Source organism: Bradyrhizobium sp. Kon69 (genome assembly GCF_055807515.1).
This window is the reverse complement of the sequence record NZ_JBVVOS010000037.1, coordinates 35,269-56,277: the sequence shown is the minus strand read 5'-3', so window position 1 is coordinate 56,277 and position 21,009 is coordinate 35,269. Positions and strand designations below refer to the sequence as shown.

19 protein-coding genes are annotated in these 21,009 nt (G+C 62.5%); 6 read left to right on the top strand and 13 right to left on the bottom strand.

Translation table 11 applies throughout. From position 1 onward, the window contains the following. Window positions 1-46 precede the first annotated feature (46 nt). The 3 genes from AC0L3U_RS34480 to AC0L3U_RS34470 are packed head-to-tail and all read right to left on the bottom strand — an operon-like array spanning window position 47 to window position 2,639. Window positions 47-1,042 carry an ABC transporter substrate-binding protein gene (locus tag AC0L3U_RS34480; RefSeq protein WP_129276093.1) on the bottom strand — a complete coding sequence of 332 codons (996 nt, stop codon included), beginning with the start codon at window positions 1,040-1,042 and terminating at the stop codon, window positions 47-49. A 20-nt stretch (window positions 1,043-1,062) separates the two neighbouring features. Then, complete coding sequence (locus AC0L3U_RS34475; RefSeq protein ID WP_027519185.1) at window positions 1,063-1,872, bottom strand: ABC transporter ATP-binding protein; 810 nt, start codon at window positions 1,870-1,872, stop codon at window positions 1,063-1,065. Next, on the bottom strand, window positions 1,869-2,639 hold the full coding sequence (locus AC0L3U_RS34470) for an ABC transporter permease (RefSeq protein WP_247295241.1): 771 nt from the start codon (window positions 2,637-2,639) through the stop codon (window positions 1,869-1,871). Before AC0L3U_RS34470 ends, AC0L3U_RS34475 begins: the two co-directional genes overlap by 4 nt. A 106-nt stretch (window positions 2,640-2,745) precedes the next feature. Here AC0L3U_RS34470 and AC0L3U_RS34465 point away from each other — a divergent pair, with 106 nt between their 5' ends. From AC0L3U_RS34465 to AC0L3U_RS34455, 3 genes are read left to right on the top strand one after another with little or no spacing between them, the layout of a single operon-like run. Next, entirely contained in the window at window positions 2,746-3,873 is a 1,128-nt protein-coding gene (locus tag AC0L3U_RS34465; RefSeq protein WP_473364714.1) for a mandelate racemase/muconate lactonizing enzyme family protein, read from the top strand. Then, entirely contained in the window at window positions 3,873-5,468 is a 1,596-nt protein-coding gene (locus AC0L3U_RS34460; protein WP_473364713.1) for a GMC family oxidoreductase, read from the top strand. The genes AC0L3U_RS34465 and AC0L3U_RS34460 overlap by 1 nt, the downstream gene beginning before the upstream one ends. 27 nt (window positions 5,469-5,495) lie before the next feature. Next, window positions 5,496-6,218 carry a GntR family transcriptional regulator gene (locus AC0L3U_RS34455; RefSeq protein WP_456768598.1) on the top strand — a complete coding sequence of 241 codons (723 nt, stop codon included), beginning with the start codon at window positions 5,496-5,498 and terminating at the stop codon, window positions 6,216-6,218. A gap of 63 nt (window positions 6,219-6,281) precedes the next feature. On the opposite strand, the gene AC0L3U_RS34450 is transcribed toward AC0L3U_RS34455, so the two are convergent. From AC0L3U_RS34450 to AC0L3U_RS34405, 10 genes are all read right to left on the bottom strand, one after another. After that, window positions 6,282-8,072 (bottom strand): chloride channel protein, encoded by a 1,791-nt coding sequence (locus AC0L3U_RS34450; protein ID WP_473364712.1) that lies wholly within the window; start codon window positions 8,070-8,072, stop codon window positions 6,282-6,284. Between the two features lies 1 nt (window position 8,073). Continuing rightward, complete coding sequence (locus AC0L3U_RS34445; protein ID WP_473364711.1) at window positions 8,074-9,048, bottom strand: formylglycine-generating enzyme family protein; 975 nt, start codon at window positions 9,046-9,048, stop codon at window positions 8,074-8,076. Between the two features lie 3 nt (window positions 9,049-9,051). Continuing rightward, complete coding sequence (locus tag AC0L3U_RS34440) at window positions 9,052-10,695, bottom strand: arylsulfatase (RefSeq protein ID WP_473364710.1); 1,644 nt, start codon at window positions 10,693-10,695, stop codon at window positions 9,052-9,054. 33 nt (window positions 10,696-10,728) lie between these two features. Beyond that, window positions 10,729-11,502 carry a GntR family transcriptional regulator gene (locus tag AC0L3U_RS34435; RefSeq protein WP_473288804.1) on the bottom strand — a complete coding sequence of 258 codons (774 nt, stop codon included), beginning with the start codon at window positions 11,500-11,502 and terminating at the stop codon, window positions 10,729-10,731. A 4-nt stretch (window positions 11,503-11,506) separates the two neighbouring features. Then, window positions 11,507-12,559, bottom strand: coding sequence for an ABC transporter ATP-binding protein (locus AC0L3U_RS34430; RefSeq protein WP_473364709.1), 1,053 nt, complete (start codon window positions 12,557-12,559; stop codon window positions 11,507-11,509). Further along, a complete protein-coding gene (locus tag AC0L3U_RS34425) occupies window positions 12,556-13,395 on the bottom strand; it encodes a carbohydrate ABC transporter permease (protein WP_473288806.1) in 840 nt (279 codons plus the stop codon). The genes AC0L3U_RS34430 and AC0L3U_RS34425 overlap by 4 nt, the downstream gene beginning before the upstream one ends. After that, window positions 13,392-14,327: a carbohydrate ABC transporter permease gene (locus AC0L3U_RS34420; protein ID WP_473288807.1), complete on the bottom strand. Its 936-nt coding sequence runs from the start codon at window positions 14,325-14,327 to the stop codon at window positions 13,392-13,394. Before AC0L3U_RS34420 ends, AC0L3U_RS34425 begins: the two co-directional genes overlap by 4 nt. A gap of 2 nt (window positions 14,328-14,329) precedes the next feature. After that, entirely contained in the window at window positions 14,330-15,724 is a 1,395-nt protein-coding gene (locus AC0L3U_RS34415) for an ABC transporter substrate-binding protein (protein WP_027519175.1), read from the bottom strand. A gap of 220 nt (window positions 15,725-15,944) precedes the next feature. After that, window positions 15,945-16,679, bottom strand: a complete 735-nt coding sequence (locus AC0L3U_RS34410; protein ID WP_027519174.1) for an SDR family NAD(P)-dependent oxidoreductase — start codon at window positions 16,677-16,679, stop codon at window positions 15,945-15,947. A gap of 10 nt (window positions 16,680-16,689) precedes the next feature. Continuing rightward, window positions 16,690-17,730, bottom strand: coding sequence for a LacI family DNA-binding transcriptional regulator (locus AC0L3U_RS34405; RefSeq protein WP_456768607.1), 1,041 nt, complete (start codon window positions 17,728-17,730; stop codon window positions 16,690-16,692). Between the two features lie 192 nt (window positions 17,731-17,922). Here AC0L3U_RS34405 and AC0L3U_RS34400 point away from each other — a divergent pair, with 192 nt between their 5' ends. The 3 genes from AC0L3U_RS34400 (at window position 17,923) to AC0L3U_RS34390 (ending at window position 21,006) form a co-directional block, all read left to right on the top strand. Further along, the gene (locus AC0L3U_RS34400) at window positions 17,923-19,224 is read left to right on the top strand and encodes an ABC transporter substrate-binding protein (protein ID WP_473364708.1); all 1,302 of its coding nucleotides are present in this window, start codon (window positions 17,923-17,925) and stop codon (window positions 19,222-19,224) included. A 62-nt stretch (window positions 19,225-19,286) separates the two neighbouring features. Further along, complete coding sequence (locus AC0L3U_RS34395; RefSeq protein ID WP_473364707.1) at window positions 19,287-20,174, top strand: carbohydrate ABC transporter permease; 888 nt, start codon at window positions 19,287-19,289, stop codon at window positions 20,172-20,174. Window positions 20,175-20,178: 4 nt separating this feature from the next. Further along, window positions 20,179-21,006: a carbohydrate ABC transporter permease gene (locus tag AC0L3U_RS34390; protein WP_027519170.1), complete on the top strand. Its 828-nt coding sequence runs from the start codon at window positions 20,179-20,181 to the stop codon at window positions 21,004-21,006. Window positions 21,007-21,009: the final 3 nt, after the last annotated feature.

The following is a 21,009-nucleotide window of genomic DNA, read 5'->3' as shown; positions in this document are numbered from 1 at the left end:
GGTGCTACGGCTCCTTGCAAGGGAGCCGCCAGCTTCCGCAATCAGATCACACGATTGTTTTTAGATACAGACTGGGATCGAAATATTTGGTTGCCGGCGTGGAGTCCTTGATGCCTGCGTTGGCCATGAAGAAATCTGTCGACTGCTGCAGCCAGTTGGTGACCGTCCCGTCTGAGTACATTCGCTTCCACTCCCTGGACGTGAACATCTTCTGGGCCTTGAACGATTCGTTGATGTCGGCCAGCGGGGTTTGGCTATAGTGACCCTTCTGCAGCTTCTCCATCGCTTCGGTGCTGTTCGCGACAATGTAGTCATTCGCATCCGCCCAGCCACGGATCAGCTTCGCCAGCGTTTCCTTGTTTGGCTCGTAATAATCGTTGGCCGCCGCCCAGCCGCCGATGATAGCGGCCTTTGGATAGTAGGCTGACGCATCGGCGAGCTTGACCGCCCCTGGCACCTTGTCCCGAACCGTGACGTTGAAGGGTACCCAAAGAGCGACGGCCGGTACCGCGCCGGAGATAAAGGCGGTCACGGCCGCTGGCATGGTCTGGTTGACGAGTTCGACCTCCTTCGGATCGACCTTGTTGGCGCGAAGCGCGGTATCCAGGAACACATGCGCGGTGGTACCGGTCGCGGTCGCGATCCGCTTGCCCTTCAGATCCTCAAACGACTTGATGCCCTGGTCGCCGCGAACCCAGAGCTGTGCGGTCGCGACCTCAATGTCGTTGATCAGGAATACCTTGCCCTGCCCCCGGGCAGGGAAGTTCGAGAGCACGGCGCCGGTGGCCAGTACGTCGAGGCTGCCGCCGATCAGCGCCTGGAAGATCTCGAGGCCGGTGTTGAACTGTCGCAGCTCGAGATCGAGGCCCTGCCTTTCAAAGGAACCGCGATCCATGCCGGTCCAGATCTGGCCGTCGACCGCGACGGTGTGCAGATAGCCGACGCGGACTTTCGTTTTCGCTTGCGCGATCGCCGGTGCTGAGGCCGTGAAGGTGCCGAGCGCGAGGCCCGCCGTCGTGGTCAGAAATTGTCTGCGGTCCATGGTATCCTCCGTTTTGTTTGTTATTCCGAGAATGATGCCGGACGCATTTGCGCCTGCTGGGCGCGATACTCGTCCATGACGAGCTGCCTGATGTAGCTTCGCAACTCGCCGAATTCGGCCCGCTCCTGGATTGATTCATCGCGAGGATAGGCGAACGGCACGTCGATGATTTGCCTGATCCGTGCCGGCCGCGCGGTCACCACCACGATGCGGGAGGCGAGATAGATCGCCTCTTCCACGGAGTGGGTGATTAGCATGACAGTCTTGCCTTCGGTCTCGAGCACTTTTAGCAGCAGGTTCTGCATGTTGGATCGGGTCTGGGCATCGAGCGCGCCGAACGGCTCATCCATCAGCAGGAACTGCGGCTTGACGGCATAGGCACGCGCGATCGCGAGCCGCTGACGCATGCCGCCGGATAAATGCTTCGGATAGGAGCTGGCGAAGTCGGACAATCCCATCAGGCCGAGATAGTGATCGCAGATGGCATCGCGCTCACCGGCCGGGACGCGGTTGGCGCTGAGCTTCAGGCCGAAAGCTATGTTCTGCTTCACGGTCAGCCACGGGAAGACGCCATATTCCTGAAAGATGACGCCGCGCTCGGGCCCGGGGCCCGCGACGGGACGCCCGTCGAACAGCACATTGCCGGTCGTCGGCCTCTGGAAGCCCGCGAGCATGCTCATCATCGTGGTCTTGCCACAGCCGGAGGGGCCGATCACCGCGATAAAATCGCCATCGTTGATGTCGTAGGTGACGTCTTCGACGACGTTGAGGTGGCCCCTCGGAGTTTCGAATGACAACGAAACGTTTTCGAATCGCGCACGCTTCGTCATGCGACGACCCGATCCTGCCACACCAGCAACCGCGCCGTGATCCTGCGCAGGATCATGTCCATGATCAGGGCGATCAGGCCGATGCAGATGATGCCGACATAAATGACATCGAGCAGGAAATAGGTCGAGGCGTTCTGGATCATCGCGCCAAGTCCGCGCTGGGCCGCTATCAGCTCGGATGCAACGAGAGTCGCCCAGGCCACGCCCAATGCGACCCGCAGCGCGGTGAGGATATGCGGGACGGTGAGGGGAATGATGACCTTGCGGAAGATTTCTGCCTGACTGGCGCCGAGCGTCTGCGCTACGCGGATGTAGAGGGGCGTGATCTGCGAGACGCCTTCATACATCACGATCACGCCGGAGAAGAATGAGGCGTAGAACAGGATGACCAGTTTTGCGACCTCGTCCACGCCGAAATAGACAATCACCAGCGGGATCAGGGCGATTGGTGGCAGCGCGCGAAAAAAGTTGATCATCGGGTCCGCGAAGGTGCGGGCCGGGCGATACCAGCCGAGCAGGAAGCCAACGGGGACCGCTGCAAGAATCCCGAGCGCGACGCCGAAGAAGACGCGTCTGGTCGAGGCGAAGATGTCGACGAGGAGGCCTTCCTTCGTGAGGAGCTCGAAGAACTTGGCGGCGACCTGGTGCGGCGCGGGGATCAGCGAGACATTGACGAAGCCGCTCCAGCGCACCGTGTACCAGAGCAGGATTGCACCGATCCACGGAATCAATCCCAGACCAAAGCGTCTTACGCCAGCTCCGTTCATTCGACGCGTCCACCCGGATAGCGGTTGATGTTTTTCCAAGTCATATTATAAATAGGATGACCATACAAGAGCGCCTTTGGTCATAGGCATAGCAGGCCTTCTGAGCATGACATCGTCGTCTTTCACCATTCGCAGCGTCCAGGCTTTTGGCTATCGCTATCCTTTGACGACCGATGTCATCACCTCGTTCGGGCGGATGGCGGATCGGCCTGCCGTTTTCGTTCGCGTCGAGGATACGGACGGTTACGTGGGGTGGGGCGAGGTCTGGTGCAATTTTCCAGCGCCGGGAGCGGAGCATCGTGTTCGGCTGGTCAACGAGGTGCTCGCGCCGGCCCTTGTCGGATTCAAGGCGCAACGTCCATCAGCTGCTTTCGAGCGCCTGACGCAGGGAACCTCGGTGCTCGCACTGCAATCCGGCGAAGCGGGTCCGTTCGCGCAGGCGATCGCCGGCATCGATCTTGCGATCTGGGATCTCCACGCGCGCCGCCAGAACGTTGCGCTTTGGAAGTTGCTCGGCGGATCCGGGAGCAAGATCAAGGTGTACGCCAGCGGCATCAACCCAGCCGGCTCAGAGCGAGCCGCAGAGGCAGCCCTCGCGCGCGGCTACCGCGCCTTGAAGCTGAAGATAGGTTTTGATCCCGTGGCCGACCGTGCCAATCTGGCGGTCCTGCGGCGGCTTGTTGGCGAAGGCCTGCTCGCCGCTGACGTTAACCAGGGCTGGACCATCGCGCAGGCGCTTGAGCTTGCTCCGCAGCTGGAAGCGTTCGGCCTTGGCTGGCTCGAGGAGCCGATCCGCGCCGACCGCCCGCAGCAGGAGTGGAAGGAGCTCCGCCAGAAAATCGGGTTTCCGCTAGCGGCCGGCGAGAACATCGCCAGCCACGCCGGATTTGCCGAGGTGCTGGGTGAGCGGATTCTCGGCGTGGTGCAGCCGGACATCGCGAAATGGGGTGGACTCTCGGCTTGCGCGGGCATCGCCCGCGATATCCTGCAGTCAGGCAAGATGTTCTGTCCGCATTATCTTGGTGCCGGCATCGGACTTCTCGCATCGGCCCATCTTCTGGCCGGCATCGGCGGAGACGGGCTGCTGGAGGTCGATTGCAATGAGAACCCGCTGCGCGATCGCTTCTGTGGCCCCGTGCTTGAGGTCCGGGACGGTGCGATCGAACTCGGCGACGGGCCAGGTCTTGGGCTGACGCCTGATCTTGCTTCGATCGAACAGTACCGGACCGCGTGATGTCATCGCAGGGCTACGATTACATTATCGTCGGCGCGGGCTCCGCCGGCTGCGTGGTCGCAAACCGTTTGTCAGCCGATCCCGCCTGCCGCGTGCTGCTGCTGGAAGCAGGTGGATCGGACCGGAATTTTTGGCTCCGGCTTCCGGTCGGGTACTATCGGACCATCTACAACGAACGTTTCTCGCGCCTGTTCAGGACCGAGCCGTCGGAAGGCAGCGGCGGCCGTTCCATCGTCTGGCCGCGCGGCCGTGTGCTCGGCGGATCCTCGTCGATTAACGGGCTGATCTTCATCCGCGGCCAGCACGAGGATTTCGACGACTGGGAACGCCTTGGCGCCGATGGCTGGAGCTATCGTGACGTCCTGCCGTATTTCCGGCGCTACGAACGCTACCGCGGCGGCGAGAGCCAGTTTCACGGCGGCCTCGGCGAGTTCGAGGTCTCCGATCTCCGCAATGACAATCCGGCATCCAGGGCGTGGGTCGAGGCAGGCGCGCAGTTTGGCCTGCCACGCAATCCGGACTTCAACGGCGCAACCACGCTCGGCGTCGGCACCTACCAGCTCGGCATTGGGCGTCACTGGCGGACCAGCTCCGCCTCTGCGTTTCTGCAACCGGTTGCCGGCCGTCGAAACCTCTCCATCATTACCCATGCGCATGTCAGCAAGGTGGTTTTCAACGGACGCGTCGCGACCGGCGTCGAATGGATCAGCAAGGGACAGGTGCACCGCGCGACAGCCGATCGCGAGGTCATTTTGTCGGGGGGGGCGCTGCAGTCGCCGCAAATCCTCCAGCTTTCCGGCGTCGGTCCTGCTGATCTACTGCGCAAGCTCGGCATCCCCGTCGTTGCCGATGCTCCGGAAGTCGGCGCAAATCTTCAGGACCACTATCAAGCCCGGCTGATCGTCCGCCTGAAGGAGCGGATCTCGCTGAACAATCAGGTCCGAAATCCGGTCGAGCTTGCGAAGATGGGCCTGCAATGGATGCTGGCAGGCCGTGGCCCGTTGACGGTCGGCGCAGGGCAGGTGGGGGGCGCAGCCTGCACCGAATACGCCGTCGGCGGCAGGCCGGACGTGCAGTTTAACGTGATGCCACTGTCGGTCGACAAGCCCGGTGAGCCCCTTCACACCTATTCCGGATTTACCGCTTCGGTCTGGCAATGCCACGGAAAGTCGCGCGGCCGCCTTGCGATCAGTTCGACCGATCCGTTCGAGCAGCCGCGGATCGCGCCCAACTATTTCGCCGAGGAGATCGATCGCAAGACCATCGTTGCGGGCCTGAACATCCTGCGCGAGATCTACCAACAGAAGGCGTTTCGTCCGCTGTGGGACATCGAGGTGGTGCCGGGAGATGCAGCAACGGACGATGCCGGGCTGTGGGATTTTGCGCGCAACACGGGTGGCACCGTGTTTCACTGTGTCGGGACCTGCCGCATGGGCCGTGATGAGCGAGCGGTGCTCGATCCGCAGCTGCGCGTGCGCGGCGTCGAGCGGCTCCGCGTGATCGATGCCTCGGTGATGCCGCAGATCACTTCGGCGAACACCAACGCGACCAGCCTGATGATCGGCGAGCGCGGTGCAGCTCTTGTCATGGCCTGATCGGTTCATTGATCTTCCGGAGGCGAGATGGAATTGAATTCCGACAGTCACGTCCCCAAATACGCGCAGATTGCCGACATCTTCCGCCAGCGGATTGCGCGCGGCACCTGGACCCGTGGCTTTCGCCTGCCAGCCAATGAGGAGCTTGCGGCCGAGTTCGGGGTGTCGCGCGTCACGATCCGTCAGGCGGTCGAGCTGCTTGCCCGCGACGGCGTCATCGGGGCCCAGCAGGGACGCGGCACGTTTGTCACGGGCTCTTTGCGGCAAGATCGGTGGCTCAAGGTCGAGACTACGCTGTCGGACCTTGCGGACATGTACCGCGACACCTCGCCGGAGATCATCAACATCTCGGAAAGCCGCAGTGATGCGCCGCTGCTTCCCGAAGACGGCAAGCCGGCCGAGAAATACGTCTTTATGCGCCGCCTGCACTCACGCCAGAAGCAGCCTTACTGTGTGATTTCCATCTATCTCGACGAGAAGATCTTTCGCAGGTCGCCAAAGCGCTTTCGCAACGAGACCGTGATCCCGATCCTCAACGATCTCAGGGATCCCGCGATCGCCAGCGCCCGTCAGACGCTTACAATCGGCACCGCCGATCTCGAGGCAGCGCGGCTGCTTCGCGTACCCCTCAACTCGCCCGTCGCCGAAGTCCGTCGTGTCTTCACGACCCGGGACCATACGGTGATCTATCTGGGCGAGGTCACCTATCGCGGCGATTTCGTACGTATCGACATGGACCTGCGGCCGTAGAGCATGTTCCGCAAGCGCGGAGCACCTTCCGGCAACATCAGCCTCAAATTCAATTTTGACCGTCTAGCGGGAAAACAATTCCTGGTTCCGACGCTCAAGTTCTTCGCCATAGGTCCGCAGCACGTGAGATTCGCTCAGCGTGCCGATTGCTGTGCGACTGTCGGCGGGGTCAACGACTGCCAGGACGTCTGCCTCGCTGCGCTCGAAGGCTTTCAGGATCTCACGAACCGACGTAGTCGGAAGCAGGCATTCATCCTGTTGCTGCGCCAGCGATCCGAGCGGCTCGTCGTCCCGGTTGGCGACCGAATGCAGCGTCGCGGCCGGAACGATGCCGGCATAAGTGTCGTTGGGATCGAGTAGTACGACCTGCCGGACCAGCGCCGGCGAAAACAGCCTTTGCGCCTCGCCGATCGGCATCGTCGTCGGGGCGTTCTCGAAGTCCGTGCGCATCAGGGACGCCGCGCTCATTTGTCTGGCCCAGCCGATGTCCTGCGGGCCACGGATGACTTCGCCTCTCAAATGGAAGCGCCACGTCGCAAAGCTGTAGCCGAAAAGCTCGCGGACAATGAGCGCGCAGACCGATGATGCAACTACCGCGCCAACGGTGACGGAGAAGTCGCCGGTGATTTCGAGCGCGAGACAGACCATGCTGAACGGCGCGCCCAGCACACCGGTGCCCAGCGCAGCCAGCGCGGCAATGGCAGCGGTGCCCGGTTGCAGGGCGAGCGCAGGAAGGAGGCCGGTCAGCACGATGCTGTAGAGCTGCCCGATCAGCGCGCCGAGCAGTAGTGAAGCGAAGAACAGACCGCCACGGAAGCCCGAGCCGAGCGAGATGGCTGAGGCAAGAATCTTGAACACAATGGTCGTGGTGAGCAGGACCCAGGTCGGATTGCTGACGAGAAGGATCTGCATCGCGCCATGGCCGGCGCCCAGCACGGTCGGCGTCAGCAGGGCAAGACCGCCGAGCAGCAGGCCTCCGAGGATTGGCCGTACGAATCCCTTGAATACCGTGATGCGCTGAAAACACCGTTCCGAGAATGCGACTGCGAGCATGACGATAATACTGACGAAGGCGCACATGACGCCGATCAGCACGGCCTGCCCGATCATTTCGACGGAGACAGGCGAGGGGAAGCCGGGCACCATCAGGAACGACTGGTGGGTCAATTGCCGCGCAACCAGCCACGCAGTAACAGCGCTTGCAATGACGGGAACGAGTGCGGCGGAGGTGTACGCGCCCAGCACGACCTCGAAGGCGTAGAAGGCGCCGGCCAGAGGTGCAGAAAACGCTGCGCTGATTGCACCCGCGGCGCCGCAGGCGACCAGGAGCCGCATGTCGTTACGTCGTGCGGCGAGGCGCTGGCCGACATGAGAACCGAACATCGCGCAGATCTGCGTGTAGCCGGCCTCCAGTCCGACCGACCCGCCGAAGCCGTTGGAGAGCAGGGTCTGAACCGAGATTAGCAAGCTGCCGCGAAATGATACCCGGCCGCCATAGAGCGCATTCGCCTCGATCGCGTCGGCGAGCTGCTGGCCCTTTACGCGTCGGGCGAAGTAAAGCCCGATCAGCGCGAGCACCAGGCCGCCGAGCATCGGAATCAGCAGCGTTCGCTGCCAGGAGATCACCCCGGTGGCGCTGAGATGTGCGTCGAAGGGAATATCGAACAGCAGCGCATGTGAAACCTGGCTGAGGCCCGAGATGGTGGCGACGAGAACGCCGCTGAGCAGTCCGATGACAATGGCGACCAGCACAAGGCCGGTCTCGCGATTGCGCACGAAGTTGCGCAGAAAGAGCGGCAGCAAACGGATGCCGGCAGCTTGAGCCGGCTTCCCGGCATGTGGGGCTGGCGCCATCCTATGCCGGATCCCGCGGGGGTTCAGCGCGCGCGACACGGAAGCCGATGTTACTCGATGACGAATCGGGTGAATTGGAGCTTCGCGCCGCGACGCGGTAGCGGTTGCAGTAGGATTCGTGGCAAAGGAAGGATCCGCCGCGCATCGAGCGGTTCGGGGCTAGTTCGCCATTCAAGGGATCGTGAGATGTTGTGAGGCGGTGATAACTCGGCGAAAAGTAGTCCTCACACCATTCCCAGACATTGCCGGCGACGTTGTGCAGGCCGTATCCGTTCGGCGCAAAAGCGTGGACGGGCGACGTGCCAAGATAGCCGTCGTCCAGAGTGTTGCGGCTCGGAAAATCGCCCTGCCAGATGTTGCAACGATGCTCGCCGCCTGGCTGAAGCTCATCGCCCCACGGATAGGTGGCCTGGTCCAACCCGCCGCGTGCGGCCATCTCCCATTCCGCTTCGGTGGGAAGCCGCGTGCCCGCCCACGCGCAATAGGCCTGAGCGTCATTCCAGGAGACATGGACGACCGGATGATCGAGCCGGTCCAGAATGCTGCTCGACGGGCCCTCCGGTTGCGCCCAGTAAGCATGCAACACCCGAATCCACCAGGGCGTTTCGCGAACGCGCGCCGTTTGCGCGGTGCGCGTCTCTTCCGGCAGGAGCCCCGCGAAGACGAAACTCCAGCCGTAGCGCTCGGCTTCGGTCGTGTAGCCTGTGGCTCGGACGAAGTCGCCGAACTGCAGATTGCTTACGGCGTGACAGGCAATAGCGAACGGCGACAGCGTGACGGGCCGCACCGGGCCTTCGCCATCTTCAACGAAGCCCCTGTCGGCAGATCCCATGTGGAAGGTTCCGACGATCAGTGAGCTCCAGCGGCGCGGGATCGGGGTTGGACTGGGAAGGATCGCTGTCTGCGCATCGTTGCCCGTCGCCGGCCCCTTGTCGGCGGCGCTCTCGGTGCAACAGTGCGAGCGATCCTTCGTCATGTCCTACGTCTGCTTCTCTTCCTCCCAAAAGGCCGTGCCGCCCTCAGCCTTCATCAGTTCGAGAATCTTCTCGCGCGGGATCACGCCACAGCGATTGGCCCATTGCTGATACTGCGCCGCCATCTCGTGGACGCGATCCGGATGCTGCGCGGCCAGATCGTTCATCTCGGTGCGATCGGTTTCCATGTCGTAGAGTTCCCAGGGGCCGGGATATTTCCGCACCAGCTTCCACTTGCCGGTGCGCACAGCCGCATTGCCTTCGTGCTCCCAGAACAGCGGGCCCCGACTGCCATAAGCTGCCCCGAATGATGGCACCAGGCTCTCGCCCTCGCAGGGCAAAATAGTGTTGCCGTTGTATTCACTGGGGTAGGTGGAACCGGTGACGTCAAGAATGGTTGCCATCACGTCGGTGAGCTGGCTTGGATTATGCCGCAGGCCGCCCTTTTCGGAGATGCCGCGCGGCCAGTGCACAATGAACGGCGTGGCGATACCGCCCTCGTGAACCCAGTGCTTGTAGAGCCGGAACGGGGTGTTGGAGAGATTGGCCCAGGCGGTGCCGTAGCTCTGATAGGTGTCCTCGCCGCCGGGCATAAGGGTTGGATCGTTGCCGAAACGCACCGGCCTGCCGTCGCGGGTCTTTGCCTGCGCGATCATGAGCTGGTCGACCAACTCCTTCGCAGTGACGCCTTCCGGAATGTCTTCGGCGCAGGCGCCATTGTCCGAGAGGAAGATGATCAGCGTGTTGTCGATCTGGCCGGTTTCTTCCAGCGCCTTCAGGATACGTCCGATGCCCTGGTCCATCCGGTCGATCTGGGCTGCGTACACCTCCATGCAGCGCAGCGTCCATTCGCGCTGCTCGGCATCTGTCCACGCGGGCTGGGTCGGGTCGCGGTCGGTCAGGCGCCAGTTCGGATGGATGATGCCATCCTCGATGAGGCGCTTGAGGCGCTCCTCGCGCAGCTTGTCCCAGCCGACGTCGAAGCGGCCCTTGTATTTTGCTATGTCCTCGTCATGGGCGTGGAGCGGCCAGTGCGGGGCAGTGTAGGCGACGTACTGGAAGAACGGCGCGTCGGGTTTTTCTGCGTTGTGCTGGCGAATGAAGGCGGCAGCCTGGTCGCTGATCGCATCCGTATAGAAGAACGACGGGTCCTTAACCGGCTCCTGTTCGATATTGTCGTTGCCGCGGGTTAGCGTATTCGGGTGATAGAAGCTGCCGGCACCGATGATGGTGCCATAGAAATGGTCGAAGCCGCGCTGCATCGGCCAGGCGTCGGTCGGCTCGGTGAGGCTGCTGGCGATGTGCCATTTGCCGCTGAGATAGCTCGTATAATTCCTGCTCTTGAGCGCTTCGGCGATTGTCACGCAACTCTTGTTCAGATTGCCGGCATAGCCTTCCGGTCCGTTGCTGTAGGTGAGGATGCCGATGCCGGTCTGGTGCGGATGCAGGCCGGTGAGCAGCGAAGCGCGAGACGGACTGCAGCGCGCGGTGTTGTAGAACTGTGAGTAACGCAGCCCGTTCGCCGCAAGACGATCGAGGTTCGGCGTCTGGATCTCGCCGCCGTAACAGCCGATGTCCGAAAAGCCCATGTCGTCATTGAGGATGAGCAGGATGTTGGGCCTATCAGAGGTCTTTGCGCCATTCGGCATGTTTTATGTCCTCGTTATTGACGTGTGGCGTTGTCAGGAATGGCGACGCGTCAGGCTGATGCTGAGGCGGAAATATTTTGGCAGGTAGACGGCGCGCAGAAGTTCCAGCGCCCGTCCTTCCCTGCCGAAGGTGACGCGTTCGATGGCGAGCAGAGGCGAGCCGACCTTCACGCCAAGCAGTTTTGCGCTGCCGGCGTCGGCAAGGTCGGCGCTGATCGTCTGCTGCGCATCCTTGATGGTGAGGCCGAGCTCGTCCTCGAAGACGCGGTACATGATAATCGAGACCAGGTCGCGCTTTTCGAGCTCGAGACCGATCTCCGGCGGATAGAAGGCGTGCTCGATCGCGATTGGCGTTTCGTCCGCGAGCCGCAGACGCTTGAGTTGCCAGACGGCGCGCTCGCGCAGCTGCTCGCGAACGGCGGCATCGTGGCGATTGGTCATGCCTTGCTGCAAAATCCTGGCGCCGGCATGGTAGCCGGCGTCGCGGATGGTCTCCGAAAAGCCCATGAGGCGGCCGACCCAGTTCTCGGGCTGGTTCGAGCGCAGGAATGTGCCGCGGCCGCGTGAACGGTCGAACATGCCTTCGTTCACCAGCGGCGCAATGGCATTGCGGATGGTAATGCGGCTGACGCTGAAATGACGGCCGAGCTCGGCCTCGGTCATCAGGCGGCCGGTGGCGTCGATCAGCTTGCCGTCCCGAACCTGACTGCGAATGGACTCGCGAATCTGGACGTGCAGGGGCGTCGAGCCTTCCGCGACATCGCTGCCGAGCGGAGCGGAGTTCTTCTTGTGGGTTTGAACAGCCATGGTGTCAGAGCCGCATGCGGGTCGTGGGATCGAACAAATGAATGTCCTGGGGACGGGTGGTGATCGAGATGGTCTCGCCTTCGCTGGGGATGTTGCCGTCGCTGACGCGCATGCGGATCATGGTGCCGGCGCAGTCGAGGTCGAGCACGGCGGTATCTCCGAGGTCCTCGATCAGGTCGACGCGCGCGCCAATTCCGCCCTCCGTCATGCGCAGGGCGCCGGGACGAAGCCCGACCACCACATCACGCTCGCCCGCGGTTGTGGTCGTCGTCTTGAGACGATGCCCGGCAATGATCACGTCGCCGTCGACATAACGGGCGGGGACGAGGTTCATCGGGGGATTGCCGATGAAGCCGGCGATATCAATCGAGTTCGGGCGCGCGAACACTTCTGCGGGCGTGCCGATCTGCTGGATCTCGCCTGACATGAACACCGCCATGCGGTCGGCTAGCGTCATGGCCTCTTCCTGGTCATGGGTGACGTAGACCGCGGTGACGCCCAGGGAGCGCTGCAACTTCTTTAATTCGGCCCGGGTCTCCAGCCGAAGCTTGGCGTCAAGGTTGGAGAGGGGTTCGTCGAGCAGGAACAAGCGCGCCTTGCGCACGATCGCGCGGGCGAGTGCGCAGCGCTGCTGCTGACCGCCCGAGAGCTGGCCCGGCTTCCGGTCCAGAAGGTGGTCGATCTTCACTTTTCTGGCTGCTTCTTGCACGGCGGAAGCAGTCTCGGCCTTTGGAAGCCTGGCCATCTCGAGTGGGAAGGCGATGTTCTCGGCGACGGTCATGTGCGGATAGAGCGCGTAGCTTTGAAACACCATGGCGATGTCACGATCGCGCGCGTCAGTCGAGGTGACGTCCTTGTCGTCGATCAGCACTCGGCCGGCAGTCGGCGCATCGAGACCGGCAAGGATGCGCAGCGTCGTGCTCTTGCCGGAGCCGGACGGTCCGAGCAGGGCAAAAAACTCGCCCGGCTTGATTTCGAAATTGACGCCCTTAAGCGCGGCGAACTCGCCGTGCATCTTGACGATGTTGCGAAAACTGACCCGACCCTGGCCGCTCATCGGCGCCCTCCGCCTTTGACTGCACCGACCGTCAGACCCTTCACGATGTGCTTCTGCGCGACTACTCCGAGCACGACGACAGGAAGCATGGCCAGGACCGAGACAGCTGCGAGCTTGGCCCACAGCGTCTGCTCGACGGAGACGAAGTTGAACATGGCGACCGTGACCGGACGCACCGTGTTACCGCTGAGCACGACCGCGAACAGAAATTCGTTCCAGGCATTGAGGAATACGAACACGACGGTGACGGCGATGCCGCCGCGGACCTGCGGGATGATGATGCGCCACAGCGTCTTGAGCCTGCTGGCGCCGTCGAGATAGGCGGCTTCCTCCATCTCGAAGGGAATGTCCTCGAAATAGGATACCAGCAGCCAGATCGCGAAAGGCAGGGAGAACGACAGGTAGATCAGGATGATGCCCTGATAGGTATCGATCCAGCCGATGTTCCTCAGCACCAAGAAATAGGGGATGATGATGCCGACTGGCGGCAGCATCTGTGTCGCCAGGACATAGAAGCCCGCGAACTTCTTGCCGTGAAAGCGCAGCCGCGCCAGCGCATAGGCCGCAGGCACCGCCATCAACATGGTCACGATAGTAGTGCCGACCGAGATGATGGCACTCGAAAGGAGGTTCGGGAGGATCGATCCGGAGCCGAACAGCACGTCGCGATAGGCCTCCAGCGTCGGCGAGAAAACCAGCTTGGGCGGATAGGCGAGCACATCGGAATCAGTCTTGAGCGAATTCAGCACGCTCCAGATGATCGGGAAAGCCCAGGCCAGCAGGAAGACGATGGAAATCGCCAGCAGGGCGATGGCGCGGAGGCGCTTTGCCGTCACTTCGCCCTCCGCAGGGCAAACAGGATGCCGGAGATGATGATGGTCACGATCAGCAGCGCCACCGCCAGCGCCGCACCGTACCCGATTGACAACTCAGTGAAGGATTTCCTGTAGGCATAGAGGTTGAGGATCTCGGTCGCGGTCCCGGGGCCGCCGCCGGTGACGGTGAAGATCGCAGCAAACGCCGTCAGCGCCACCATCGTCCGCATGATGATGACCATGACGATCGCGGGCCGCAGCAAGGGCAGGGTGATGCGGCGGAAGCGCTGCCAGGCGGAAGCCCGGTCGAGCCGCGCGGCCTCATAGATGTCCTCGGGCAGTGAGGCCAGCGAGGCCAGCAGCACCATGAACGCGAACGGCGTCCATTGCCAGGTATGGATTGCGATCACCGAGACCATCGCAAGCGTGGGATCGCCGAGCCAGTTCTTGCTGCCGAGACCGGCGTTGATGGCGAGGAAGTCCACGATCCCGAATTCCGGTGCCAGCATGAAAGTGCGCCAGATCATGCCGACCACGGCCGGCGACAGCACCACAGGCAGGATCGCGATGACACGAAACCAGCCTTGGCCGCGCTTCATGTCCATCACCAGCAAGGCGAGCGCCAGCCCAATGATGACCTGGAGCGCGACGGTCGAGCCGGTGTAGACGAGGCTGACCAGCAGCGAAGTCCAGAAGCGCTCGTCGGAGAGGAGCACCTGGTAATTCTCGAAGCCGACGAAGCCGTTGGTGAACGGCATCGCCAGATCCATCCGGAACGCGCTGGTATAGACCAGGAAGAGCAGCGGGAACGTCGTCGTGGCGAGCAGGGCAAGAAAGGCCGGTGCAAGCAAGGCTGCTGCAAACCGGCGCTCGCGCTGGGCCAATACGCGGCCGAAATCGCTGCGAGGCGTCTCGCGGGCAATGTCAGCCGATGTCACCGCTGACGTAGTCACGCTCAGCCGCGCATCATCGGTTCGATACGACGCTGCGCATCGTCCAATGCGGCCTTGATCGTGGCCTGGCCGGAGAGGGCCGACTGAATCGCGGTTGCCATGGTGTCGCCGATCGCCGGCCATTGCGGCACGCGCGGACGCCAGTCGACGTCGGTGTCGTCCTGCAGGGCGCCCATCGTGGCCTCGACGAAGTTCTCGCCAAAGCCGTTCATCAGCTTGATGTAGTCGGGATCCTTCCAGACGGAGGTGCGGTTGACGCCCGAGCGCTTGGTCGGACCGCCGAAACGATGCGCGGTGCGCGCTTGGGTTTCGGCGCTCGCAGCCCACTGGATGAAAAGCCAAGTAGCCTTTCGCTTCTTTTCTGGCAGCGCGGAATTGATTGGAAAACCCCAATTCCAGATCGAGGTGGTGCGCTTGCCCGATGGGCCCTTCGGCCAGCGCGCATAGGCGACCTTGCCGATCACCTTGGATTTCTCCGGATTGTTGATGACCGAGGCCGACGAATGCGCGTCGATGTAACTGGCGACGGTGCCTTGCGAGAAGGCATCGGCGATATCCGGCCAGTTCCAGTTCGCCGCTGCCGTCGGCGCGTACTTCTTCATGATGTCGACGTACCAGGCGAGCGCCGCCTCGGCCTCGGGACCGTTGACGGTGAGCTTGCCGCCCTTCATCCAGTCGCCACCGAACTCGCGGAAAATCGACGGATAGATGTACATGTTCTGGCCTGCGCCGGCGACGCCGCGCAGAGCCGCGCCCCAAACGCGGTCGTTTGGCGTGTTCAACGCCGCGGCGTTCGACATATAAGCTTCGAGCGTATCGGCCGGCTTAAGGCCTTTCGCATCGTAGAGATCCTTGCGATAGACCTGAATGGTCACTTCGCCGTCATAGGGCATGCCGTAGAGTTTGCCGTCGATGCCGTTGGCGCTGCGCCAGGCCGGAATGATGTCATCGAGCTTGAACCAGGCCTCATCCGTCAGCGACTTGTCCTTCAGATAGGTGTCGAGCGGCTCGACCCATTTGTTCGCGGCGTAGAGCGCGTAATACATGGGGTCGGCGGCGTGGGTCGCGTAGGTACCGGTCTTCGAGGTCAGGTCGATGACGCTCTTCTGCCGGATCTGCGCCGGGGGGATCTTTTCAAAACGGACATCAATGCCGGTCAGCGCCTTGAACTGAGGCGCCAGCGTGATCAGGTTTTCGAAGTAGCTCGCCGGGATAACCGCGACAGTGATTGTTTCGCCTGATACCTGCTGCCAGTCGATCTTGGCGGACTTGTACGGCGCGAGGTCGGCATCCTGCGCGGCGGCCTGTCGGAGAAGAGTAGGTCCAAACGTCGCTAGAGCCGCTGCCGCGGTTCCGGTTTTGATGAGCGTTCGTCGCGTCGGCTTGAATGACGTCATACGGTCCTCCCAAAAATCCGGATTTCGCGCTCCGGTTAGTAAGGACATTTGCCTAAATGTTATAACAAGTCAACCGCGGCAAGGTTGCCGCTCGTCGTTGCCATAGGACGTCATCTTGCGCGCCTCGGAACTCCGGCGCTCGCTTCCAGAGATGGTTTGAAGCCGACGATGCGCCGCTTGACGTATCCGTTGATGTCCAGCCGCCGGTGCTCGCGCGACGTCAACCTGCGAGAAACCCGCCGTCCACAGCAACGACGGTACCGGTCGCATATTGCGACGCCGGCATGCAGAGGAACGCGACGGCGCCGGCAATATCTTCCGGCTGTCCCCACCGCTTGAACGCGGTGCGGTCGGCGATGCGCTGGTAATGCGCGAGATCAGTCCGGCCGGCGGCGTTGATCGCGGTCTCTATATAGCCGGGCGCAACTGCGTTGACGCGAATGCCCTCTTCGGCCCACTTCAAGGCGAGTGCCTTGGTCAACATCACGACGCCACCCTTACTGGCGCAATAGGCGGGGATACGCGGTAACGCCAAAACCGCGTTCATCGAGGCGATGTTGACGATCGATCCCTTTGCCTCCGCAAGCAGCGCGCGAAAAGCCATGCAGGTCCGGAAGGTGCCGGTGAGATTGACGTCGAGAACCTTCACGAAAGTCTCGATCTCGAATTCTTTGTCGCGGGCGAGAATCCCGGCGCAATTGACGAGCGCGTCGACCCGCTTGTACTTGTTGGCGAAGAATTTGACGGCCGCATCATCGGTGACGTCGAGCGTCCCGAGCGTGAGGCCCGCGCGCGGCTTGAGGAGTGTGCGGGCGAGATCGGCATCGTTGGCGCCAGTTGCGGTCACCGTCGCGCCGAGATCGCAAAACTGGTTGCTGATTGCTGCGCCAATGTCGCCGGCGCCCCCGATCACGATGGCATGAAAGCCGGAGGCTAGAGAGAAATTCAAACTCATCGGGACTGTCTCACTTCAGGGATTTTGGAGGTGGCGCCGTCGACTCGCGGACCACCAGTGAAAAGTCGATCTCGCGGTGCATGATGGTCTGCTCGCCGGCGAGGCTGCGCACCAGATATTCGCCGGCGCGTTGCCAGGTTTCTCCGGTCGGAACGTGAATCGTGGTCAGGCTCGGTCGCAGATGGCGGCTCCAGTCGAGATCGTCGAACCCAACGACCGACAGATCGCGTGGTACCGAAAAGCCGCTGCGTTCCGCCTCGAGCAGCACGCCGTAGGCGATGACGTCGTTGCCGCACACTACGGCTGTGGGACGATCCTTGAGCCCCAGGAGATAGCGCGCCGCTTCGCGGGCGTCGTCCAGCGTATAGGGCACCTCGACATGCCATTGCGACGGCAGTTCGAGGCCGCTCTCGGTCAGCGCGCGGCGAAAGCCGGCAACGCGAGCGCTGGCACGGTCGTTGTTGCGCTGGAGAGCCGAGACGATCCCGATGCGGCGATGGCCGAGTTCGATGACATGGGCGGCGGCGCGATGGGCGGCCGTTTCGTTGTCGGTGCCGACGCAAGGGTAGGGCCGGTCGGGCTGGTATATGCCGACATTGATGAACGGCACCGCGTTGTCCGCGAGCAGCTTGCGCAAGCCGTCGTGATGGCAGTCGCCGCGCAGCACCAGGCCGTCGACGCCGCGGCTGATCAGATTGCGCGCCTGCTGCAATTCGACGTCAAGATCGTAGCCGCTCGTCGTGAGGAACAGCATGTATCCGACCGACGACAGATAGTGCTGCAGCGAAGCGATGCCGCGCGCGAACATCGTGTTGTCGATGGTCGGCACGATCGCGCCAAGGGTGCGCGAGCGACGTGAGGACAGGATGCGCGCGGGCGCATGCGGGATGTAGCCAAGCGCGTCAATCGCCTGTTCGATGCGCACGCGCAGAGATGGGCTCACCGCATCCGGATTGTTGAGGGCACGAGAGACCGATGCGGTTGAGACGCCGGCGCGGGCGGCTACGGCGCGGATGCCTTGTTTCACAGACTTGGCGTCGGTCAGTCCCATGAATGTAACGGTACATGTTGCGCCGCAAACCCGTGCGGTGGTGGTAATCGCATGTATTTGCCGCAGATCACGCAGTTTGTCCATCGCTTGACACGGCGAGCGTGAGGTCTATTTTGTAACCGTTTTCAGATGTGCACGAACGTGTTCAAAATGGTCCGCCAGCTTAAGGCGGCCAGCCGGGAGGAGAGTCCAATGAAGGCCAGGATGCTCGCGACGCATCTCGCGTTGCCCGTTCTCGCGATCGCCGCTGTTGGCGCGCCCTCGCACGCCGCCGATTTCGACTGGATGAAGTTCAAGGGCAAGACCGTCACCTTTCTCGCCAACAACAATCCGGTCGCGCAGGCGCTCCTGACCTACAAGGTCGATTTCGAGAAGCTGACCGGCATGACCCTCAAGGTCGACGGTTATCAGGAACAGCAGATGCGCCAGCGTCTGGTGACCGTCATGAATGCGAACAGCGATGAGGTTGACGTGTTCATGACGCTGCTCTCGCGCGAGGGCGAGCAGTTCGCCGCCGGCGGCTGGTATGCCGACCTCACCACGATGGCCAAGAACGAGGTTGCCAAGGACTACGATCCGGCCGGGCTCAGCCAGGCCCTGCTGAAGGCCGCGACCTTCAACGGCAAGCTCACCAGCATGCCGATGAATCTCGAAGGGCCGATCTTCTATTACCGCACCGACATCTTCAAGAAGTGCGGTCTCGAGGCGCCGAAGACCATCAAGGACGTCGAAGCCGCCGCCGAAAAGATCAAGACCTGCGACAGCGCGGTGACGCCGTTCGTCTCGCGCGGCCTCAAGCCCGCGGTCGCCTACACCTTCAGCAACATGCTGCACAATGTCGGCGGCACCTATATCGCCGACGGAAAGTCGAACCTGTGCTCCGCCAAGGGCAAGGAAGCGCTCGAAACCTATAGCCGGCTGCTGCGCGACTTCGGTCCGCCTGGCGTCGTCAATTACAGCTTCCAGCAGATTTCGGCACTCTATCGCAGCGGCCGCGCCGCAATGGCGTTCGAATCGTCCAACGAGCTTCGCACCGTCATGGACGGTGGCGCGCGGTTGAAGGACACCGGTCTTCTGCCGTTCCCGGCGGGGGAGGCCGGCCAGGTGCCGACCACGATCGGCTGGGGCATGGCGGTATCCTCGCACAGCAAGCAGCCGGATGCGGCCTGGTATTTCGTGCAGTGGGCGACCAGCCCCGAGGTGCAGAAGAAGATGGCGCTCCAGGGCATTGCCCCGCCGCGTCCATCGGTCGCCAAGGATCCGGAGTATCGTAAATGGATCGATGAGGAGCCGGTGCGCAAGGAATGGCAGGCCGCTCTCGACGTGCTCGCCACCAAGGGTTCCTCCGAGGTCGGCTATCCCATCGTCGCCAATCCGGAATCGCGCGAGTTCATCGGCCAGGCGGTGCAGGACCTGATCCTCAAGCAAAAGCCGATCGACCAGGCCTGCGCGGATGCCGACAAGGCGCTCGATGCGCTGATCGCCCAGAAGTAACGGCTTCATGCCGGCAGGCTCGCTGCATGCCGGCATTTCCCCCCACGTGAGGACGCGAACGGATGTCTGACTCGGCTGCGACACTCACGCAGGACCGGCAGAAGCTGGAAATGGCGGCACTTTCGGCGCCGGCCGTGATCTTCACGGTTGCGATGATCGCGTTTCCGGTCGTCTATACGATTTGGCTAGGCTTCCAGACGTTTTCCTCGACCGGCAAGCAGTCCTTTGCAGGGCTTGCCAATTATTCCAAGCTGATCTCCGATTACGAATTCTGGCACGGGCTGTGGATCACCATAGCCCTCTTCGTCCTGTCGCTAGTGCTGCAACTCGTCTTCGGCGTCTGGCTGGCGTTGGTGCTGTTCCACGCCAAGCGGCTACCGGGCATCGTGCGCTCGTTGTTCATTTCGCCGTTCATGATGCCGCCGGTGGTCGCCGGCATGATGTGGCTGGTAATCCTCGATCCCTCGCTGGGTTCCGCCAACTATGTCCTGCAGTCGTTCGGCCTGCCCCCGTCGGACTGGCTGGCCTCGCCGTCCCTGGTCATTCCGACGGTGGCGCTGATCGACAGCTGGCAGTGGACGCCTTATGTCGCTCTGATCGTGCTGGGCGGGCTGCAATCCCTGCCGCCGAGTGTCTACGAGGCTGCCCAGATCGATGGCGCATCCCCATTCAAGACATTTCAGCGTATCACGCTGCCGCTGCTGCTGCCGACCATTGTCACTGCCGCGATCCTGCGCAGCGTCGATCTCCTGCGCTTCTTTGACATCATCTACATCACCACCCAGGGCGGCCCGGGCAACGCCTCGAACACGCTCAACATTTATGGGTTCCGGGTCGGTTTCGAGTTCTTCAACATCGGCTATGCCAGCGCCCTGATGCTGACACTGACGGCGATCGTGTTCGGCGCCGTGCTCGCCTTCAACCGCCTGCGGGGCGCAGTGGCGTGGTGATGTCATGAACGATGCCGCCAACACCGACCGCTGGATCCGCTGGCTCAACACGGTGCAGCTCGTGCTCGCCGGCATCATCATCATGGCGCCGACGGTCTGGATGGTGCTGTCTTCGTTCAAGCCGTCCTTCGAGGTCACCGCCTATCCGCCGACGCTGGTCTTCACACCGACGCTGGAGAATTACGCCGAGCTGACCAGGACCACTCCGTTCCTGAGTTATGCGCTCAACAGCCTCATCGTTACCGTCGGTTCGACCTCGCTCGGGCTGCTGTTCGGGATTCCCGCCGCCTTCGCGGTCTCCTGGACCCGGATTACGTGGCCGGCAATCCTGACGCTGGCGGCGCGCATGGCGCCCGGCACGCTGTTCCTGCTGCCGTGGTACGTCATGTTCCGGCAAATCGGCATGATCGGCTCCTACACCGCGTTGATCCTCAGCCACGCCGTCATCACGCTGCCGATCGTGATCTGGGTCTTGCTGCCGTCGTTCGATGCCATCCCGCGCAGCGTGTTCGAGGCTGCGCAAGTCGATGGATGCAGCGTCACGCGCATCCTCTGGCGCATCGCGATGCCGCTGGTGGCGTCGGGCGTCGCGGTCTCGGCGATCCTCGCCTTCGTCTTCTCGTGGAACTACTTCCTGTTTGCGCTGGTGCTCTCCAACGGCGACACCAAGACGCTGATCGCGGCGGCCTTCAACTTCATCGGCGAAGGCTCGACGCAATGGGGCGCCCTCATGGCCGCGGCGACGCTCATCGCATTGCCGCCGCTGGTGCTGGCGGCCCTGGTTCAGCGCTGGCTGGTGTCCGGACTGACGCTCGGCGCGGTGAAAGGCTAGGTA

What these genes read in the sequence shown, in the direction of transcription:
- AC0L3U_RS34480 (WP_129276093.1), bottom strand. Translation starts at nt 1,042, where the DNA reads ATGGACCGCAGACAATTTCTGACCACGACGGCGGGCCTCGCGCTCGGC.
- AC0L3U_RS34475 (WP_027519185.1), bottom strand. Translation starts at nt 1,872, where the DNA reads ATGACGAAGCGTGCGCGATTCGAAAACGTTTCGTTGTCATTCGAAACT.
- AC0L3U_RS34470 (WP_247295241.1), bottom strand. Translation starts at nt 2,639, where the DNA reads ATGAACGGAGCTGGCGTAAGACGCTTTGGTCTGGGATTGATTCCGTGG.
- AC0L3U_RS34465 (WP_473364714.1), top strand. Translation starts at nt 2,746, where the DNA reads ATGACATCGTCGTCTTTCACCATTCGCAGCGTCCAGGCTTTTGGCTAT.
- AC0L3U_RS34460 (WP_473364713.1), top strand. Translation starts at nt 3,873, where the DNA reads ATGTCATCGCAGGGCTACGATTACATTATCGTCGGCGCGGGCTCCGCC.
- AC0L3U_RS34455 (WP_456768598.1), top strand. Translation starts at nt 5,496, where the DNA reads ATGGAATTGAATTCCGACAGTCACGTCCCCAAATACGCGCAGATTGCC.
- AC0L3U_RS34450 (WP_473364712.1), bottom strand. Translation starts at nt 8,072, where the DNA reads ATGGCGCCAGCCCCACATGCCGGGAAGCCGGCTCAAGCTGCCGGCATC.
- AC0L3U_RS34445 (WP_473364711.1), bottom strand. Translation starts at nt 9,048, where the DNA reads ATGACGAAGGATCGCTCGCACTGTTGCACCGAGAGCGCCGCCGACAAG.
- AC0L3U_RS34440 (WP_473364710.1), bottom strand. Translation starts at nt 10,695, where the DNA reads ATGCCGAATGGCGCAAAGACCTCTGATAGGCCCAACATCCTGCTCATC.
- AC0L3U_RS34435 (WP_473288804.1), bottom strand. Translation starts at nt 11,502, where the DNA reads ATGGCTGTTCAAACCCACAAGAAGAACTCCGCTCCGCTCGGCAGCGAT.
- AC0L3U_RS34430 (WP_473364709.1), bottom strand. Translation starts at nt 12,559, where the DNA reads ATGAGCGGCCAGGGTCGGGTCAGTTTTCGCAACATCGTCAAGATGCAC.
- AC0L3U_RS34415 (WP_027519175.1), bottom strand. Translation starts at nt 15,724, where the DNA reads ATGACGTCATTCAAGCCGACGCGACGAACGCTCATCAAAACCGGAACC.
- AC0L3U_RS34410 (WP_027519174.1), bottom strand. Translation starts at nt 16,679, where the DNA reads ATGAGTTTGAATTTCTCTCTAGCCTCCGGCTTTCATGCCATCGTGATC.
- AC0L3U_RS34405 (WP_456768607.1), bottom strand. Translation starts at nt 17,730, where the DNA reads ATGGGACTGACCGACGCCAAGTCTGTGAAACAAGGCATCCGCGCCGTA.
- AC0L3U_RS34400 (WP_473364708.1), top strand. Translation starts at nt 17,923, where the DNA reads ATGAAGGCCAGGATGCTCGCGACGCATCTCGCGTTGCCCGTTCTCGCG.
- AC0L3U_RS34395 (WP_473364707.1), top strand. Translation starts at nt 19,287, where the DNA reads ATGTCTGACTCGGCTGCGACACTCACGCAGGACCGGCAGAAGCTGGAA.
- AC0L3U_RS34390 (WP_027519170.1), top strand. Translation starts at nt 20,179, where the DNA reads ATGAACGATGCCGCCAACACCGACCGCTGGATCCGCTGGCTCAACACG.